This window comes from Streptomyces sp. NPDC033221 (assembly GCF_055577005.1).
In genome coordinates this window covers 1-16838 of record NZ_JBVIQN010000005.1, presented here as the reverse complement: position 1 = coordinate 16838, position 16838 = coordinate 1, and the positions used below count along the sequence as shown (strand labels likewise).

16 protein-coding genes and 2 pseudogenes are annotated in these 16838 nt (G+C 69.9%); 8 read left to right on the top strand and 10 right to left on the bottom strand.

The window, feature by feature from the left end; genetic code table 11:
* Positions 1-91: 91 nt before the first annotated feature.
* Both ACZ53K_RS07820 and ACZ53K_RS07815 read left to right on the top strand, forming a co-directional pair.
* Complete coding sequence (locus ACZ53K_RS07820) at positions 92-1756, top strand: sensor histidine kinase (RefSeq protein WP_468832842.1); 1665 nt, start codon at positions 92-94, stop codon at positions 1754-1756.
* 111 nt (positions 1757-1867) lie between these two features.
* On the top strand, positions 1868-2581 hold the full coding sequence (locus tag ACZ53K_RS07815; protein WP_468832840.1) for a response regulator: 714 nt from the start codon (positions 1868-1870) through the stop codon (positions 2579-2581).
* 14 nt (positions 2582-2595) lie between these two features.
* Here ACZ53K_RS07815 and ACZ53K_RS07810 read toward each other — a convergent pair whose 3' ends face one another.
* On the bottom strand, positions 2596-3162 hold the full coding sequence (locus tag ACZ53K_RS07810) for a GNAT family N-acetyltransferase (protein WP_468832839.1): 567 nt from the start codon (positions 3160-3162) through the stop codon (positions 2596-2598).
* Between the two features lie 120 nt (positions 3163-3282).
* On the opposite strand from ACZ53K_RS07810, the gene ACZ53K_RS07805 reads away from it, so the two are divergent.
* Entirely contained in the window at positions 3283-4440 is a 1158-nt protein-coding gene (locus tag ACZ53K_RS07805) for a trypsin-like serine peptidase (RefSeq protein WP_468832838.1), read from the top strand.
* A gap of 3 nt (positions 4441-4443) precedes the next feature.
* Here ACZ53K_RS07805 and ACZ53K_RS07800 read toward each other — a convergent pair whose 3' ends face one another.
* Positions 4444-5109, bottom strand: a complete 666-nt coding sequence (locus ACZ53K_RS07800) for a class I SAM-dependent methyltransferase (protein ID WP_468832836.1) — start codon at positions 5107-5109, stop codon at positions 4444-4446.
* 138 nt (positions 5110-5247) lie between these two features.
* Positions 5248-5694, bottom strand: a complete 447-nt coding sequence (locus ACZ53K_RS07795) for a glycine-rich domain-containing protein (protein WP_468832835.1) — start codon at positions 5692-5694, stop codon at positions 5248-5250.
* 190 nt (positions 5695-5884) lie between these two features.
* On the opposite strand from ACZ53K_RS07795, the pseudogene ACZ53K_RS07790 reads away from it, so the two are divergent.
* Positions 5885-7171, top strand: a pseudogene (locus tag ACZ53K_RS07790) (helix-turn-helix domain-containing protein).
* A gap of 77 nt (positions 7172-7248) precedes the next feature.
* Here the strand turns inward: ACZ53K_RS07790 and ACZ53K_RS07785 are convergent.
* The 3 genes from ACZ53K_RS07785 to ACZ53K_RS07775 all read right to left on the bottom strand — a co-directional run bounded on the left by ACZ53K_RS07785 (position 7249) and on the right by ACZ53K_RS07775 (position 8668).
* Positions 7249-7449, bottom strand: coding sequence for a DUF397 domain-containing protein (locus ACZ53K_RS07785; RefSeq protein ID WP_468832834.1), 201 nt, complete (start codon positions 7447-7449; stop codon positions 7249-7251).
* 185 nt (positions 7450-7634) lie between these two features.
* Positions 7635-7835 (bottom strand): DUF397 domain-containing protein, encoded by a 201-nt coding sequence (locus tag ACZ53K_RS07780; protein WP_468832832.1) that lies wholly within the window; start codon positions 7833-7835, stop codon positions 7635-7637.
* The gene (locus ACZ53K_RS07775; protein ID WP_468832831.1) at positions 7832-8668 is read right to left on the bottom strand and encodes a helix-turn-helix domain-containing protein; all 837 of its coding nucleotides are present in this window, start codon (positions 8666-8668) and stop codon (positions 7832-7834) included. Before ACZ53K_RS07775 ends, ACZ53K_RS07780 begins: the two co-directional genes overlap by 4 nt.
* A gap of 254 nt (positions 8669-8922) precedes the next feature.
* Between ACZ53K_RS07775 and ACZ53K_RS07770 the strand changes: the two genes are divergently transcribed.
* Entirely contained in the window at positions 8923-9174 is a 252-nt protein-coding gene (locus ACZ53K_RS07770) for a DUF7848 domain-containing protein (protein ID WP_468832830.1), read from the top strand.
* A gap of 574 nt (positions 9175-9748) precedes the next feature.
* Here the strand turns inward: ACZ53K_RS07770 and ACZ53K_RS07765 are convergent.
* A complete protein-coding gene (locus ACZ53K_RS07765) occupies positions 9749-10891 on the bottom strand; it encodes an FAD-dependent monooxygenase (RefSeq protein WP_468832828.1) in 1143 nt (380 codons plus the stop codon).
* A 175-nt stretch (positions 10892-11066) separates the two neighbouring features.
* On the opposite strand from ACZ53K_RS07765, the gene ACZ53K_RS07760 reads away from it, so the two are divergent.
* Together ACZ53K_RS07760 and ACZ53K_RS07755 are read left to right on the top strand one after the other, a co-directional pair.
* A complete protein-coding gene (locus ACZ53K_RS07760; protein ID WP_468832827.1) occupies positions 11067-11402 on the top strand; it encodes an ArsR/SmtB family transcription factor in 336 nt (111 codons plus the stop codon).
* 315 nt (positions 11403-11717) lie between these two features.
* A pseudogene (locus ACZ53K_RS07755) lies at positions 11718-12193 on the top strand (transposase family protein); the annotation flags it as partial.
* A 40-nt stretch (positions 12194-12233) separates the two neighbouring features.
* Here ACZ53K_RS07755 and ACZ53K_RS07750 read toward each other — a convergent pair.
* The 3 genes from ACZ53K_RS07750 to ACZ53K_RS07740 all read right to left on the bottom strand — a co-directional run bounded on the left by ACZ53K_RS07750 (position 12234) and on the right by ACZ53K_RS07740 (position 15916).
* Positions 12234-13934 carry a mycolysin gene (locus tag ACZ53K_RS07750; RefSeq protein WP_468832826.1) on the bottom strand — a complete coding sequence of 567 codons (1701 nt, stop codon included), beginning with the start codon at positions 13932-13934 and terminating at the stop codon, positions 12234-12236.
* Positions 13935-14412: 478 nt separating this feature from the next.
* Complete coding sequence (locus ACZ53K_RS07745; protein ID WP_468832824.1) at positions 14413-15234, bottom strand: YqeB family protein; 822 nt, start codon at positions 15232-15234, stop codon at positions 14413-14415.
* Positions 15235-15274: 40 nt separating this feature from the next.
* A complete protein-coding gene (locus tag ACZ53K_RS07740) occupies positions 15275-15916 on the bottom strand; it encodes a TetR/AcrR family transcriptional regulator (protein WP_468832823.1) in 642 nt (213 codons plus the stop codon).
* Between the two features lie 97 nt (positions 15917-16013).
* On the opposite strand from ACZ53K_RS07740, the gene ACZ53K_RS07735 reads away from it, so the two are divergent.
* A complete protein-coding gene (locus tag ACZ53K_RS07735) occupies positions 16014-16757 on the top strand; it encodes a Clp protease N-terminal domain-containing protein (protein WP_468832822.1) in 744 nt (247 codons plus the stop codon).
* Positions 16758-16838 lie beyond the last annotated feature (81 nt).

The following is a 16838-nucleotide window of genomic DNA, read 5'->3' as shown; positions in this document are numbered from 1 at the left end:
CGGGCGGGTCTGTCTTCGGACAGACCCGCCCGGCCCTTCCTCCTTCTCAAGGTGCACCGATTGCGGGGATCGCCTCCGGATAATCGGGGACATGCCTTCCACGCCGCTGCCGACGGCCCCGCCGTACGACGCCGACCGGCCGCGCCGGCGCAAGAGGCGCCGCCTGCTCCTCCTTCTGGAGGTGATCGCCGGGTTCGGTTACCTCGGCGTCCTCGGCCCCAACTCGTTCGGGTACTTCGAACTGCTGGCGGCCGAAAAGAAAATCGCCCTGTGCGCCATCGGGGCCGTGCTGCTGCCTGCCCGCCGGCGCTTTCCCGTCACCGTCCTGCTGGTCCTCGCCGCGTTCGCCGGCGCCCTGCCGGTGGTCGGGATGATGACCGCCCTCGTCGCCTACGACGCCATCCGGCGCACCGACAACCCCCGCCGCCGTACCGTCGTCCTCCTCACCGCCACCGCCATCCCCCTGCTCACCGCCGTCGTCGGCACGGTCCTGACCGGGTACGCGAGCTGGCGCTACGGCGTCGCCCAGGGCATCGTGGTCGGCGGCGTCGGCATCCTCGTACCCGGCCTGGTCGGCAGCTCGCGCGGACAGCAGGACCGCCTGCTGGTCGCCCTGCGGGAACGCGCCGCCGCCGCGGAGGAGGCCCGGCGGCTGATCGACAGCGCGTCCCGCGTCGAGGAGCGTTCCCGTATCGCCGCCGAGATGCACGACCTGGTGGGTCACCGGCTCAGTCTGATCTCGCTGCACAGCGGCGGTCTGGAGATGGCACTGGCCACCAAGGCGCCCGAACTGAAGGAGGAGGCCGCGCAGGTCCGCGCGGCCACCCGGGACGCCATGAACGAACTGCGCGCGGTCCTCGGCGTCCTCGGCCCGCTGGGCCGCGACACCGGCACCGAGGCCCTCACCGATGCCACCGGCACCCGCGCGGACATCGACGCGCTGGCCGAGGAGTCCCGCGCCGCGGGCATCACCGTCGCCGTCCACTGGCAGGGGCCCGACCTGGACGGCCTGGAGCCCCGCGTACGGCGCGCGGTGCACCGCGTCGTCCGGGAGTCGCTGACCAACGTCCACCGGTACGCGGCCGGCGCGGCCGTCGGACTGGCCGTGGAGCACACCGCCGAGCGGGTACGCGTCACCGTACGCAACGGCCCGCCACCGACGCCCCCGGAAGCCACCACCGGACTCGGCACCGGACGCGGACTGACCGGCCTGCGCGAACGCGTCGGCCTGCTCGGCGGCGAACTGCGGACCGGACCGACCGGAGCGGGCGGCTTCCTCGTCGAGGCGGCGGTCCCCGCACACCCCGCCTCATCGTCGGCGAACGCCACCCGCCCGGAGGACTCGCCCGCCTACCTGGCCGCCGAGGAGGACCGGCGCTCCGGCGCCCTGCCCGGCGTCCTGCGCCACCTGCCCGGCCTCGCGACCGGCATCCTCGGCCTCGTCGGCGTCGGCACGATGCTGGCGTTCGGCCTGACCCTGGTGCAGGACGCGCGACACCAGCCGCAGCCGCCCTCCCCGAGCGACATCCACGTCGGCATGGGCCGCGAGGAGGTCGAGCAGGCGATGTACTCCGACAGCGGCCTCGCCCGCGCCGCCGCCGCGGGCCACGAACCGCCCCGGCCGGCCGGCACCCAATGCGTCTTCCCGTACACCGGGGACGAACCGGTCGGCGGACGCGTGGAGATCACCCGGTACTGCTTCCGCGGCGACGTACTGACCGACATCGACACGTTCTTCGTACGGGTCGACCCCTGAACCGGTGCTGTGTCACTCCCGGCACCGGATTCGTCCCGGCCCCGGCAGCCAGGGAAGACGCGGAGAAAGCCGACTCCCCGGACCCACCACCCATCCCATTAGCCTGTGCACATGAGCGATCTCGATCACCATCTCGATCCCCACGGCACGCGTGCCGCACAGCCCGTACGAGTGCTCCTCGCGGACGACGAGGAGATGATCAGGGCGGGCGTGCGCCTCATCCTGCGGCACGCCGAGGACATCGAGGTGGTCGCGGAGGCCGCCAATGGCGCCGAGGCGGTCGAACTGGCCGCCCGTACCCCGGTCGACGTGGCCCTCGTCGATATCCGGATGCCGGTCCTGGACGGCCTCGCCGCCATCGAGCAGCTCGTCCGGCTCGACCCCAAGCCGCAGGTCGTCATGCTCACCACCTTCGGCGACGAGGAGAACGTCACCCGCGCCCTGCAGGCCGGCGCCAGCGGCTTCCTGCTCAAGGACGAGGGCCCGCAGGAACTGATCAGTGCCGTACGGGCCGCGGCGGCCGGCGACGCGGTGCTCTCGCCCGGCGTGACCGGCCATGTCGTCAAGCGGATGCTGCAAGGCGGCGGAGGCGGCCGGACCGGCGCGGGCGTCGGCACCGACGAGCGGCTGGCCGCGCTGACCGACCGGGAGCGGGAGGTGCTGGCGATGCTCGGCCAGGGCCTGTCGAACCTGGACATCGGCAGCCGCCTGGAGATCGGCCTGGGCACGGTCAAGACCCACGTCGGACGCATCCTCGACAAGACCGGCACACAGAGCCGGGTACAGGCGGCGCTGCTGGCCCACCAGTCGGGGCTGGCTGGCTGAAGCGGAGCGCGCGCTCAGCCTGCCCAGTCGCCGAGTTCCAGGCCGTACTCCACCTCGCCGTGCTCCGACCCCTCAATGGGGTCCGGCCAGTCCTCGTAAAACGTCCGTACGTACCGCAGTCCCGCCTTCTCCATGACCCGCCGCGACGCGGTGTTGACGGCCATGGTGGTGCCCATGACGCGCTGGGCCCCGCACACCGTGAACGCCGCGCGGACCAGCGCGCGGGCGCCCTCGGTCGCGTAACCGCGTCCCCACGCCGACGGGAACAGCCGGTACCCCAGTTCCACTTCACCACCGTTGCCCCGGTTCGCGGGGACGAGCTCGAACCAGCCCAGGAAGCCCCCGGCGACCGCGTCCTCGGCCGCCCAGTACCCGAGCAGCTTCCGGGGCCCGTGCCGGGCGAGCATCACCGGCAGCGTCCTCTCCAGCACCTCCGCACGCGGTACGGGCCGGCCGTCGCCCAGGAACCGCATGACGCCCGGGTCGCCGTGCAGCGCGACGACGTGGGGCGCGTCGTCCTCGGTCAGCCACCGCAGCCGCATCCGCCGTGTCCGAAGATCACGGTCGGCAAAAATCTCCATCGTGAGCGCAACCCCTCGTCACAGGCCCTGCGTGGACCAGAGGCATAGTAGAGGCGCCCCCGGCCGGGGGCATGTCAAATACATGACGCATCTCCGGACGCACCAGGGGGAAACCGCTCCATGCCTGCCATACGCCGTACCGCAGCGGCCGCCGCCGCGGCGGTCGCCCTGTTCGCCACCGCGACCGCCTGCGGGCCGGGCGACGACAAGGCCGCCGCCGCGCCGCGCAGTTCGGCCGCCGCGGACAAGGGCGGCGGGGCGGACGCGGGCGGCTCCGACCTGCCGAGCGGACTGCCCACCAGCCTCGACGACGTCAAGAAGTGGCAGAAGGGCGGCTGGAAGGACTGGGACCAGTGGGCCCGCAAGGCCTCCGAGTTCGCCAACCCCGTCATCAAGGACCTGTGGAACCCGTCCCGGATGGCCGAGGCCAGGAACGCCCCGGACGTCACCACCCAGAGCGCCGGTGACGCCGGCGGCAGCGACCCGGAACCGCGCCCGGTCCAGGCCCGGCAGGTGGCCCGCCCCTACCACCAGCACATGGCCCCCATAGGCAAGATCATGTTCGACAGCCCACAGGGCCCGATGGTCTGCTCCGGCACCGTCGTCGAGGACCCGGCGCACCCCGGCAAGTCGAACCTGGTGTGGACGGCGGGCCACTGCGTGCACACCGGCAAGAGCGGCGGCTGGATGCGCAACATCGTCTTCGTGCCGTCCTACAACGACGAGGGCCTGCCCATGAGCCAGGTCGGCCGGGCCCCGGCACAGGAGGTCGCGCCGTACGGGGTGTGGTGGGCGAACTGGGTCACCACCTCCGGCGAGTGGATCGACATGGGCAGCACCAAGTCCGGCAACGGCGGCTCTGCGTACGACTTCGCCGTCCTGCACGTCAAGCCGGAACGCGGCGGCGGCAAGTCCCTCCAGGAGACCGTCGGCGCGGCACTGCCGGTCTGGTTCGGCGCCCCGTCCGCCGACCGGGTCAGCGGCCTCCAGGCCTTCGGCTACCCGGCGGCACCCCCGTACGACGGCGCCCGCATGATGAACTGCCCCGCCCGCCCCGGCCGCCTCACGATGGCCCAAGGCACCCCCACCATGTACCGCATCGGCTGCACGATGACCGGCGGCACCTCCGGCGGCGGCTGGTTCACCAATTACGGCGGCCGCACGTACCTCGTCTCCAACAGCTCCATCGGCTCCCTGAACCACACGTGGCTGGCGGGGCCGCACTTGGGCGCGGAGGCGAAGCGGGTCTTTGAGGGGATCAGTCGTAAGTTCGCGTGAGGCTCAGCGGGCAACGACCAACAGCGTGCCCGACCGCTCTCCGTCCGGTGCCGGCAGGGTGCGTGTGTCCACATGGGCGAAGCCTGCCCGCTTGAGGTGATCGGCCCAGGTCCCGGGCGGGTACTGCCAGCGCGGTACGGCCAGCTCTCGCTCACGGCCCTCCAGCCACTTGCCCCGCAAGGCCTGCGGACCGTACGCGTGCGGTGACGGCTCGGCCTGGGAGAACGCGAATACGCCGCCGGGAGCCAGCCGGGCCGCGATGAGCGGGAGGAGCTGATCGGGGTCGGTGAACCAGACAGCTCCCCACACCGAGTAGATCGCGTCGTACGTCCCCGGGGCCTCGGTGAGATAAGAGCACGCCTCACCGTGGACGAAGTCCAGGTTCGGCAGGCCCTGCCACCAGGCGCGGGCACGGGCGATCTGGACGGCGGAGAGGTCGACGCCGGTCACCCGTACGCCGCGTTCGGCCAGGTGTGCGGCTTCCCTGCCTTCAGCCGGCCCGAGGTCCAGAGCGCGACGGGGCGAGCCGAGGAGTTCGGCTCCGGGTCCGTGGCCGGGATACTGCGTCCATTCGAACCGGCCGGTGTCTGGCCGCGGCTGAGGCCCGTCGCCCCGGTGCGGCTTGTACGTGTCCCAGTATTCGGCCGGGGTTCGTGGCGCGCGGGGCATACGGCTCCTCAGGAGGGCGGACGGGACCTGGCACCGTACCGGCCCGCCCTGCTCCTCGCGGTGGTTCGCCGCGAAGTCACCCGAGCAGCCGTCGGCCCGGGAGCGCCAAGCGTTCCCGGGCCGACGGCGTGCAGGCGGTCAGTGGCACTCCTCCCCCGGACGACACGGGCCGCACGCGGCGTAGTCGCGCTCCCACAGCTTCCAGTCCACCTCGAAGCCGGCGTCGGCGATCACCTTGGCAGTGCGTTCCACACTGCCGTCGTACTTGAACGCGATCTCCGGGATGTGCTCCAGGAACTTCCCGTCGAAGTGCTGGTGGCAGAAGTCGCGGTAATTCTTCGTGTCCAGGATGAACACGTGGACCGCCAGATCGACGAGGCGGCCGCAGCACAGCTCCAGATGCTGGCCCCACTTCTCCATCGCGGTGATCAGGTACGAGACCGCGGCCCCGAACAGCCGGTTCGCCATCACCTCGTCCACCGGGTGATCCCGCATCAGGAGCTGGATCTGCCGGTCCCACACCTCGCGTGTCAGGTAGTCCCGCGGATCACGGGCCTGCATCCTGGTCTCGGCCACTGTCGCCATCGTGCCCTCCTGCGTGCTGCGACTGCTCGGCCCGTCGTGGGCCGCACGACCACGACACCACCGTGCGTGGCCGAGCGGGCACCAACTTGCTTCTTGCGCATGCGATTTGCGGATACTGCACACGACGTCGACGCAGACAGGTTGAGTCACTACCGTGAAACGGGCCCCGGCCCCTGGCGTGGGAGGTGCTGTGCCCAACGACTCCCTATGGTCCTCCGAGAAGGTCCGCTTCCTCGTGGCCGCCCGGCACGCCGGCGGGCTCGTCAAGGTCGGGCGTACCGCGCGCGGGTGGCGTCAGCAGGACTTGGGCGGGCGCCTGGGGTGCTCGACCTCCACGGTCTCCCGGCTCGAAGCACGTAGCTGCCCCTGCGACCTGCGTCTGCTGTGACGCGCCGCCGAAGAGGTGGGGGTGCCAATGGGTGTTCTCACGGCGTCGCTCGCCCTCGGTGGCGCGTCGGCCACTAGGGTGGCGCTCGATGGTCCACGAGCCCAGGAGGACCCGATGCACCGCCGCACCCTGCTCGCCGCCGCCGGACTCGCGGCCCCCGCGCAGTTCCTGATCGGCGTCGATGCCGCGCTGGCGGGCGTTCCCGACCCCAGCGGCTCCGCCGCACCCCTCGACCAGCGCCTTGCCCGTGCCCGCGGCCTGTTCGACGCCGGCTGGCACGCCCGGTTGCTGGAGGAGCTGCCCGGCCTGCTCGGTGACGCGCACGTGGCCGCCCGCTCGCGCCACGACCTTGCCCTGGCCCGCCTGTCCACTGGCTACAGCCTCCTCTCCCAGGTCCTCACCAAAATCGGCCGCTACGAACAGTCCCGTCAGGCCGCCGACCGGGCCACCGTCTACGCGGACCTTTCCGGCTCACCACTCGCGGCCGCGGCCGCCGCGCGCGAGATGAGCATCGCCCTGCGCCACCAGGACCAGCCTGCCGCCGCCCAGCGCCTGATCCTCAAGGCCGCGGACCAAGTCGAAGCCACCGGGCTCACCAGCAGTGCCCAGACCTCGGCGTACGCCCAGATGCTGTGTACGCAGGCCTACTGCGCGGCCCGCGCAGGCGATCGAGGCCAGGCCCTGGCCACGATCGGCGAGGCTCAGAGCGCCGCCCGCCTCCTGCCCGAGCGGGCTCCGTCCGAGCGTCTGTTTCCGTTGACCCCGGCGGCCGTCCACCTGTACGCCGTCGGCGTGCACTGGGCTCTTGGCGACGCCGGCGCCGCCTTGGAAGTCGGCGCCAACCTGCGGGAGCAGCAGTTCCCCACGCCCGAGCGAAAAGCCCGGATGCACACCGACTTGGCACGGGCCTGGTGGCAGATGGCCAAGCCCGAACCGGCTGCCGAGGCGCTGCTGCACGCCGTACGAGCATCGCGCGGCGAAGTCCGCGACCGGCCCGCTATCCGGCGCATCGTCACCGACCTGGCCCAGCGCCACCCACGCGCGGCCGGAGTCCGCGAGCTGTCGGCTGCCGTCACCACCTCGCGTTGACGCTGTGAGCGGCGACTGGTGCATGCATTACGCATGAAGATGCCCGCCCCTCCGGCGTGAGAGCGGCGGGGCCGAGGTCAGCTGGCGGTGTGCCGGGCGAACTCGACGAGCCCGGGCCATGCGTCCGCGCTGAGCGTCAGGCGTGGGCCGTTGGGGTTCTTGGAGTCGCGGACGGGGATGACGCCGTGTGCGGTGAGGAGGTTGGTGGCGGTTTCTATGCAGGCGCCGCCGTTGTTGCTGTGCGAGGACTTGAACCAGCGGGGGGATTCGGTGGTCACGGGGTGCCCTTTCGTAGCTGTTCGATCGAGGCCAGGGATGACGCTTGGGAGAGCGTTCCAGCTCGACGCCGGTGCTAGGCCGTCAACAGGCGTATGTCGCGGCCCGCTTGGGCGAAACCTGCAGGAAAGCGAAAGCCCCGCCGCTCCGGTGGGGGAGTGACGGGGCCGTGGCTGCTCTGCCGAGGTCAGGCGGCAGCGTGCCGGGCGAACTCGACCAGTCCGGCCCACGCGTTCGCGCTGAGTGTCAGATGCGGGCCGTTGGGGTTCTTGGAGTCGCGAACGGGGACAACGCCGTGCGAGACGACGAGGTTGGTGGCGATCTCTATGCACTGGCCGCCGTTTTCGCTGTACGAGGACTTGAACCAGCGGGGGGATTCGGTGGTCACGGGGTGCCCTTTCGTAACTGTTCGGTCATGGCCACAGAAGCCGACTGTGAGAGGGCTCCGGCCTGCATCTGATGGTAGAGCGTCAGTATGGGAAGCACTGAGGTGCAGTCCCGTTCAAGGTGCCCCCGCTGGGCTGACTCGGCGTACGACATCAGTGAGCGGTCCGGCAGCGTCAACACTGTGACCGGCAGACTGAACGGCCTATCTGTTCCCATGGCGAACGGAGCCACCTGGAAGATGGAGGTGGGTAGCTTGGCGAAATCGATCAGTCGCGCCAACTGGGCGTTCATCACAGCGGGTGCACCGACAGGACGGCGTAGGCAGCTCTCGTCTAGCACGGCTAGTACGAGCGGTGGGGGCGTCCGGAGTAACACAGCTTGACGCTCGGAGACGAGTGCAACCCGCTCGTCAGCCTGCTCGGCCGTAATCACGCCCCGCCTGACCGCACTCTCGGCTAGGGCGTATGTGTACTCCGGTGTTTGGAGGAGGCCAGGGATAACGCCCACTTCGTACAGACGAATCTCTGCCGCGCGTCCCTCGTGCCCCACAAACTCCGGGAACCCCTCCAACAGTGAACCGTGCCTGATCTCGCGCCACTGCCGCTCGAACGTGTCTGTTGTCCCCTCCGTGCCGAAGACGCGGTCAGCGCTACGCGAGAAGCGCAAGGTTGGCACTTTCCGACCGGTTTCGACGGCTGAGATATGCGTGCTGGAGTACCCCATCCGCTCGGCTAGGTCCTCCTGCTTCCACCCGCGGCCCTCGCGCGAGCTGCGCAGGCGCGCTCCAAAGGCCGCCTGCGGACTACTGTCCGGGTTCAACTCCTTGCGGTTCACGCGGTCATCGCCAACTTTCCTGCCGGGACTGACACGTTGAATGGTTCCCGACTGTAGGACACGCTGAGCCTCTCCAGTAGTGGAACCGCTACGGAGAGGAGCGAACCTTGTCTCGAAAGAGTGAACCTGACCCACTCCCCAGTCGGGAGCACCTCACTCGGCTCATGCGCTCACGCGGAAGCGACGGCGTGCTCATTCTGCGCACCAGTAACGGCAGTGCCAGGCCCAACGCCCCCCGAACGGAGAGTCCTTTCATGACGAACCCCGCCTCCGCGCCGACGTACCTGGAGATCCAGATCACCGGCATCCGGAAACACGTCGCCGAATGCGTCACCGAAATCGGCGGCACGGAGTGTGGCGCCCGCTCTTCCGTCTGGGACGCACCCGTACAGGCGAACGGCTGGATGCGTGAGCACGCGGCCATGACCGGGCACCGGCAGTTCGAGAAGCACACGGAAGAGCCTGTCAGCGTCTTTTCCAGGCCTGCCAGGAGGCAGCTGAAATGAGATCCACTGGCAGGGGACGGCTGGGGAAACATCCCCCAAGCGGCGGCACCGGGCGCAATGCTGCGTCCCTCACCTACCGGAGGCGTGCTCATGGCTTGGATCTGCCCACGCTGCAATTGCGCTGAAGGGAACGCCTATGTAGCCAACGAAGATGGACTGACCCCATTCCCTTGTCTGCACTGCGACAAGAATGCCGTCTATCCGGCTCCGCCGGAAAGGCAAGCGATCGGGGCTGCGTCATGCCGGACTCATCGGTGTACAGGGATGGTGCGTGACGTCTTCGAGTATGGCGCGAAATGCAGGCTCTACCGGGTCACCCGGGCCCCATGTCAGCAGTGCGGACAGTGAGCTTTTTCCAACCTCAGGTTGAGGCGTGACAAAGGGCGGGGATGGTCTTCACGGTGGCGCTGACTCGGTTGGTGCTAATGGTGGGTGAGGCCGCCAGCAGCCGACCTGCCGCATCGGCGATGACCGACCACGCTGAGCCGGGCTCGTCGGACATGGCGGCGCCGACCCGGCTGAGAGCTACCGCGGAGCTGCGCGCCGACCGGTGACCGGTCGGCGCGGGCCCGGTCTACCGGTTCGCGGCTTCGCGAGAGGCGATCCGGTTCGTGCGACCGACCGCGCGGCCCACCGCGTTGCGCACCGCGAGGCCCGGCCGGGTGCGGGGCACCATGAGGCTGGAGAGCAGACCGACGCGTCGCTGCCGCGGACCTATCTCACGGCGGAGCCGCGACTCGTAGGCGGCGAAGGCGCGGACGTGATCACCGGGATGGGCGGCGAGCTCTTCTGCGAGGGCGTACGCGCCCGCCATCGCCATGCTGGACCCGTCACCCAGCAGGGCTGTCGCCGCCGCCGCGTCCCCGAGCAGGACGACCCGTCCGCGGGACCACGAGGGCATCCGGAGGGTGGTCAGGGGGTCGAAGAACGGAGCCGGGTGGTCGAGGAACGCCGCCACGAGTTCCGGTGCCCGCCACCCCACGTCGGCGTAGGCGTCGGCCACGGTCTGCTTGTGAAGGGCAATGTTCTTGCGGTCGTGGGGCGCCGGCTGTGCGGCCCGGAAGGTGAAGATCGCGAGCGGGGTGGTCCGCGAGGGGTGGAGGACCAGCATCCGGTTCGGCACGGTCAGCATCGTCATCTCGGTCGGGTCCTCGATGGCGTCGGGTTCCAGCGGGACGGTCGCGCCGTACAGGCCCAGGTCGCTCGCGAACTGCCGCTCGGGTCCGAATACCAGGCGCCGTACGGTGGAGTGCATCCCGTCGGCACCGACTATCAAGTCGAAGCGCCGTGGCGCGGACCGCCGGAAGGTCACGTCCACCCCGCCTTCGTCCTGGTCGAGAGCGGTGACCGTGTCGTCGAACAAGAACTCGGCCTCGGTCTGCGCCGACCGGTGGAGCACCTCGGACAGGTCGGCTCGGGTCACCTCGACCGTCGGAGCCTTGTCCGAGGTGAGCGGGAGTTGCAGGATTCGCCTGCCGCCGGGGTCGAGCAGGGTCAGTGACCGATTGCGGGTGGCGAGCCCGCGCAGCTGCGGGAGGATGCCCATGCGGTCGGCGACCGGGATCGCGGGCCCCTTCACGACGATCGCGCTACCACCGGAGCGCAGCTGCCGGGCATGTTCGACGACCGTTGGCCGGTAGCCATTCCGGGAGAGCCAGTATGCGAGTGCGGGCCCTGCGATTCCGGCACCGACTATCAGCACCTCGGGCTTCTTCATGACGATGACCTCTCGGAGTGTCGATGATGGCCAGCTCCCCGGCGAGTGCCGGGGCCGGCTCTCAGGGCGCGGCGGCGCGGGGCAGCACAACCGGAACGAAGGTACGAAAGATTTCGTACCTCAGTGGAGCACATATTTCAGGTACGATTCAAGTCGTACCTGAAGGGGGTGCCGCGTGGCCGGGAAGAACCTGGTCGGCCCGGAGGCCGATGCGCTCGATCTGGGGGCGGTGTTTCGCGCCCTCGCCGACGAGCACCGTCGTTCGGTGATGACGGAGTTGGCCGCCGACCGCAGCGACAGCGAGCGGGGCTGCAACTCGTTCGATCTTCCGATCTCGAAGCAGACCCAGACCCACCACTTCCGGGTCCTGCGCGAGGCAGGTCTCATTGACGAGATCGACTACGGCAACCGCAAGGGCATCCGACTACGACGCGCGGACATCGAGAAGAGATTTCCCGGGCTGCTCACGCTCCTGGGCGCAGAGTCCCCGGGCGGTACTGCTCCTCGCTGAACACGGCTGAGCAGCCCGGAAGGAGTCCGAGTCGGCCCTGAGCTGCGATCTCGACCGGATCCGGCTCGCGCCCGGCTCGCAGGTAGCCGAGCACGACGCGGACACGAATGGATCGGTGTCGCTTCGACCACCGTGCCGCGCTCGTGATCGGCGCCGAGCTCTTCCGCACGCTCTCTCACGCCAACACCCACTGAAATATCCTCAACCTGCGTGCGGAGCAGGGCCACTGGGGATGAGGGCGGGGGGCCGGGCATGAGAAGCTCCTGTTAGACGGGTGCGTGTCGAGTCCGAGCCGTCCTGCCAGGAGCTTTCCGCATGCTTGTCTACCCAGCCGGAGTCGACCTGTCCACCTCCGCTCTGCGCTTCCTCGCCCGTGAGCTGACCGCACGTCGTCTTGCGCAAGGGACACGATGGCACCGGCTGGCCGCCGGACAGCAGGCGCTGCTCGTGCTGTGAGGACAGCCTCCGGCAAGGCGTTCGTGATCCTGGACGGCACGTTGCTGCCGATCGACCGGATCGCCGCCGACCGACCCTTCTACTCCGGGAAACACAAGAAGCACGGCATGAACGTGCAGGTGATCGCCGACGCGGCGGGACGGTTGCTGTGGGCGTCGCCCGCGCTGCCCGGATCTGTCCACGACATCAAGGCCGCCCGAACCCACGGCATCATCGGTGCCCTGGCGGGGGCCGGGGTGGAATGCCGGGCCGACAAGGCCTACGCCCTCGCCGAGCCGGCCTGCTCACGGCCATGGGCCGGGCCGACGACCGGCCCGGCCCATGGTGTTCGTGCAGCTGTCAGATGTCAGCTCGGCTGACAGAGGTCAGTACCTGTCAGTACCAGATGGTGTGCTTCCAGATGATGTTGCGTGCTGTCGTGCCGGTGTCCAGGCCGTGCGCGGGCCGGTCGGTGACGAAGTACTCGCGGAAGCTGGACTGCGGGTTGCGGGACATCATGGTGTTGCTCTTCGTCCAGTCGCCGTCGACCTGGGACCACAGGTCGACCAGCGTGGTGGCGACGCGGGCCTCGCAGGCGTCGCCCGGGTCGATGCCGCTGGTGGAGCGGTCGTTGGCGAGGTTCTGGGAGGCTCCGTTGCCCCAGTAGAAGGTGGTGTCGTTGAACGTGTGGAACGCCACCGCGTCGGCGAATCCCTCGGTCCAGCCGCAGCTGGCGGAGGAGGTGCGGCTGACGTAGTGGGGCGAGCAGTTGGTCACCTGCGGCCACCAGCCCTTGTAGAGCTTGCCCATCAGGGCGTGGCCCGCCTCGTGGACGGTGGTGTGCTCGGAGTCGGGGTCGTCGTCCGCGAGGTGGATCCTGTCCTCGCCGCCGTTCCAGTACGTGCCGTCGGTGGAGCCGGGGTACCACTGGACGGTGATCGGGGTGCAGCGGCCGTCCTGCTGGCTGGACGCCCAGCAGTTGGTGGTGGAACCGCGGTTCCACCACAGCTTGTTGAGGGTGTCCAGGGCATGCCAGGCGCGGCTCTGTCCCTGGTTGGCGTACACGTTGCCCAGGCCGGTGCTGCGCGAGATGTTGTTCAGCGCGTACGAGGTCGTGGCGTAGCGACTGCCGTTGTAGTCGACCACCGACCACATCCGGCCGGCCTGCGTCTGGAACTCCACCCAGGCCGCGGAGGTGACGGCGGTGCTGGGGGTGTAACAGAGGTTGAACTGGCCGTTTCCGTTGCCGGTCATGCCCGTGGCGAGCTTCTGCGTGGCGCCGTTGGCGGTCGGCTTGCCCCACAGGGTGACGTTGGCATTGCTGACCGGTTCGTCCCGGTTGGCCTTGGCGTTCCAGTTGCCGCCCTCGGCGGACTGGAAGCGGTTGCGGAACGTGCCATTGACGCAGACCTGGGCGCGCGCGGCCGGGGCGGTGGCCGCCGCGGCGCGGGCCGGGGCGGGGGTCTTGGGGGTGACCTTGCGCGGCTTGCGCTGGCCGGGGCCGGGACCGTCGACCTTGGTTGTGCGGCCCTTGGTGACCGAGACGCCCTTGTCGGAGGAGCCCTTGGCGGTGCCGACGGTCAGTTCCACCGAGTCGTGTCCGGCGCGGCGCGGGTCGGGGCGGTCGATGTCGCTGACGTCCGCCTGGATCTGGGCGGGTCCGGCGGCCACGGCCTTGACCTTGAGCTTGACGGTGCGGGTGCCGGGTGTGAGGGCGAGCCGCTGGGTGGTGCGCTGGCCGAAGGTGTCCGTGGCGGGCGCGGTGAGGCCGGCGTCCTTGTCGGATATTCGCAGCGTGGGCGGCAGCTGGACGGCCAGGCCGGCGTTCTTGACGTCGGCCTGCGCCTTGACGTCCACGGTGAGGGTGGCCTGCTGGCCGACGGCGGGCAGGTGGTCGAGAGAGGCGGTGACGCCGAGGCAGCTGCTGGGTGCTTCGGAGTGCTGGTCGGCGGAGCGGATCGTGCAGGTGCCGCTCGGGGCGGCCTGGTCGGCCGGGGCGGTCGTACCGAAAGCGGACGGTACGACGACAACGGCCAGGCAGGCGCCGACGCCTGCCAGTGCGGTCAGCGGGACGGGCTTCAGAACCCGTCTCTTCAAGGCCCGTTTCCGGGACATGGGCAAACCTTTCCGCGGCACACACGGCCAGGATCTGGCCGACCAGATCCGGTCCACGCGGGCACCGCTGTGGGGGAGTTGCGCACTGCCGCCCGGGGTGCAGCCACGTTCGACCAACGAGGTAGGCATGGGCCAAAGCAACACTCTGGGTGACAGAGATCGAAACCATACACCGATGCCCTGCGCATGTCATTCCGCGGCGGAGGGGGAGCGGCGGGCCTGAACTAGGCCTGTGACCAGCAGTGTTGTTGGATAACGAAAATGCTCGGTGTTGGGAATCACGCGTGTGGGACTGTGTTGCGAGTTGGCGGATTTGCTACTCAGCGTGATTGGCGGGCTTCGGTTCGGTGGTGGTGGTCGTGCTGAGCGTGCGCCGGTTTCGTCTGCGCAAGAAGGAGTCAAGAAAGGGTTCAGCCCCCGGGTCGAAGCTGCGACCTGGGGGCTGAACTCTTTCTTCTTGTCAGGCGGAGGGCGGCTGAGGGGCCTCTGCTCGTCGCCAGTGCTGGGCCTTGTCCTTGCCCTCCCGTACGACGAGGCCCAGCTCGGCCAGCTCGGCCCTGAGCTGTTCGGCGTCCTTTTTCTCGCCCTTCTTCAAGGCGTGCGCGCGAGCCTTGAGCAGGGCGTGCGCGCCGCTCGACAGTTCGGGCTGCGCCGGGACCCAGCGGCGGAAGTCGGCGGCGTACGGATCGCCGTCCGGCCGCCACGGGTAGCCGTGCCGTTTGAAGGCGGCCCCGAACCGTTCTGCGTTGAAGTCTCCTTGGAGGTTGAGGAGTTCGGCGGAGTCGTGGCCGAGTGCCACCAAATTCTTGCCGTCCTTGAAGATTGCGGCGGTCGCCGCGCGCTGTACCGCCCGGGTGTTCCCGGCGAGGGTCAGGGCCGCCTGCTCGGGTCCGATGTCTGCGCTGATGTACTCCCGTTCGGCGGCGAACGCGAGGCCCAGGCCGCTGAGGAGGCCGACGCCCAGGGCGATGATCGACACCAGCGGTTCGGGTGCCGACGCGACCAGCTTGAACGGGCCCTGCATCGGGGCCCAGGGCAGTGACGCCACCCAGCCCGCCGCCCTGCTGAGCAGCCATAGTGCCACTGCCCCTATGAGGGGGAAGCCCGCCCACGCCAGGACGCGGTCGCCGGTGGTGGGGCCGACGGTGGTGGAACCGACGGCCGTGGGGCCGGCGCTCGTGGGGCCGGTGGTGGTCCGGTCGGGCGTCGGCCGCGGGTCCTTGGGCAGGGAAGCCTTGGGCGCGGCGGCCTGGGCCTTGGGCGACGGTTTGTCGGAGGACATCGGCCGGTTCTCCCTCTGATGTGATGCGGTGCGGGACGGTTCAGGTGCCGGACGGGGTTGGTACGCCGGTGGACGGCGGGGGCGCTCCGGATGCGTCGCCGCCGGTCAGCCACGTGATGATGCGCCGTAGTTCGGCCGCGTGCGCCTCGGGGGCGAAGTCCGGTTCGCCGGCGGAGAGGTAGGCGGCGTCCAGCAGGCCCTGGATCCAGGTGGCGACCCGTTCGGGTGGGAAGGGGAGGGGGCGGCCCTCCTCGGCGAGGCGTGCCGTCAGGGTTTCGAGGGCGGCTCGTACCTGCGCGGTGTCGGCCATGATCAGCCGGGCGAACTCCTCGTCCCGGTTGACCTGGAAGACGACCGCGGCCGCGAGCCCTGGTACGAGCGGGTCGGCGAGATCGGTGAGCAGGTGGTCCACGAGGAGACGGATGCCGTCTTCCGGCCGGTCCTGGGCGAGCGCACGGGCGCACGCCTCGGCGTTGCGCGGCACGTCGTCGGCGAACAGTGCGTGGAAGATGTCGCGTTTGGTGGCGAAGTAGTGGAAGAGCGTGCCCGAACCGATCCCGGCGGCGCGGCAGATGCGCGCGGTGGAGGTGCCGTCGACGCCGTGCGCGGCGAATTCCTGAGCGGCGGCGGCGAGGATGTGGGCCCGTTTGCGGGCGTGCTCTTCGGGGTTGACGGTGCGCATCGCCGTCAATAGTAGAGCGGCCACTCCAGTAAAGCGAGCAAAAGGAGATCGTCAACCAAGGGTTGACGATTGGGGGTCGTCAACTTACGGTTGACGCATGACGCAACCCACCGGCAGCACCCCTCCGATCCGCCTCGACGACCTGATCGAAACCATCAAGAAGGTCCACCCCGACGCGCTGGACCAGCTGACCGACGCGGTGCTCGCCGCCGAGCACCTCGGCGAGGTCGCCGACCACCTGATCGGCCACTTCGTGGACCAGGCCCGCCGTTCGGGCGCCTCCTGGACGGACATCGGCAAGAGCATGGGCGTCACCAAGCAGGCGGCCCAGAAGCGGTTCGTGCCCAAGACGCCCGGCGAGGCGTCCGACCTCGACCCCAGCCAGGGGTTCAGCCGGTACACGGACCGGGCCCGGAACGTTGTGGTGACCTCGCAGAACGAGGCCCACGGCGCGGGCAACCCCGAGATCAGCCCGCTGCACCTGGTGCTCGGGCTGCTGGCCGAGCCGGAGGGCCTGGCGGCGCGCGCGATCGTGGCGCAGGGCGTGACGCTGGACGCCGTACGGCAGCGGGTGACCGAGGCGCTGCCGGCCGCGGCCGGGAAGATGCCCGCGCTGATTCCGTTCGACGCGCAGGCGAAGAAGGCGCTGGAGCTCACCTTCCGCGAGGCGCTGCGACTGGGCCACAACTACGTCGGCACCGAGCACATCCTGCTCGCACTGCTGGAACTGGAGGACGGCGAGGGCGTGCTGAGCGGCCTCGGCATCACCAAGGCAGCGTCCGAGGCCGACGTCACGGCGGCCCTGGCCGAGATCGTCGCGGCCAGGGCGAAGCGGCCGTGACCGCGCGGGGGTGGCGGCCTGTGCGCCGCCACCCCCCCCCCCCAATTTCCCCCACCCCGAGCACCCCCCCCCTCCTCCCTC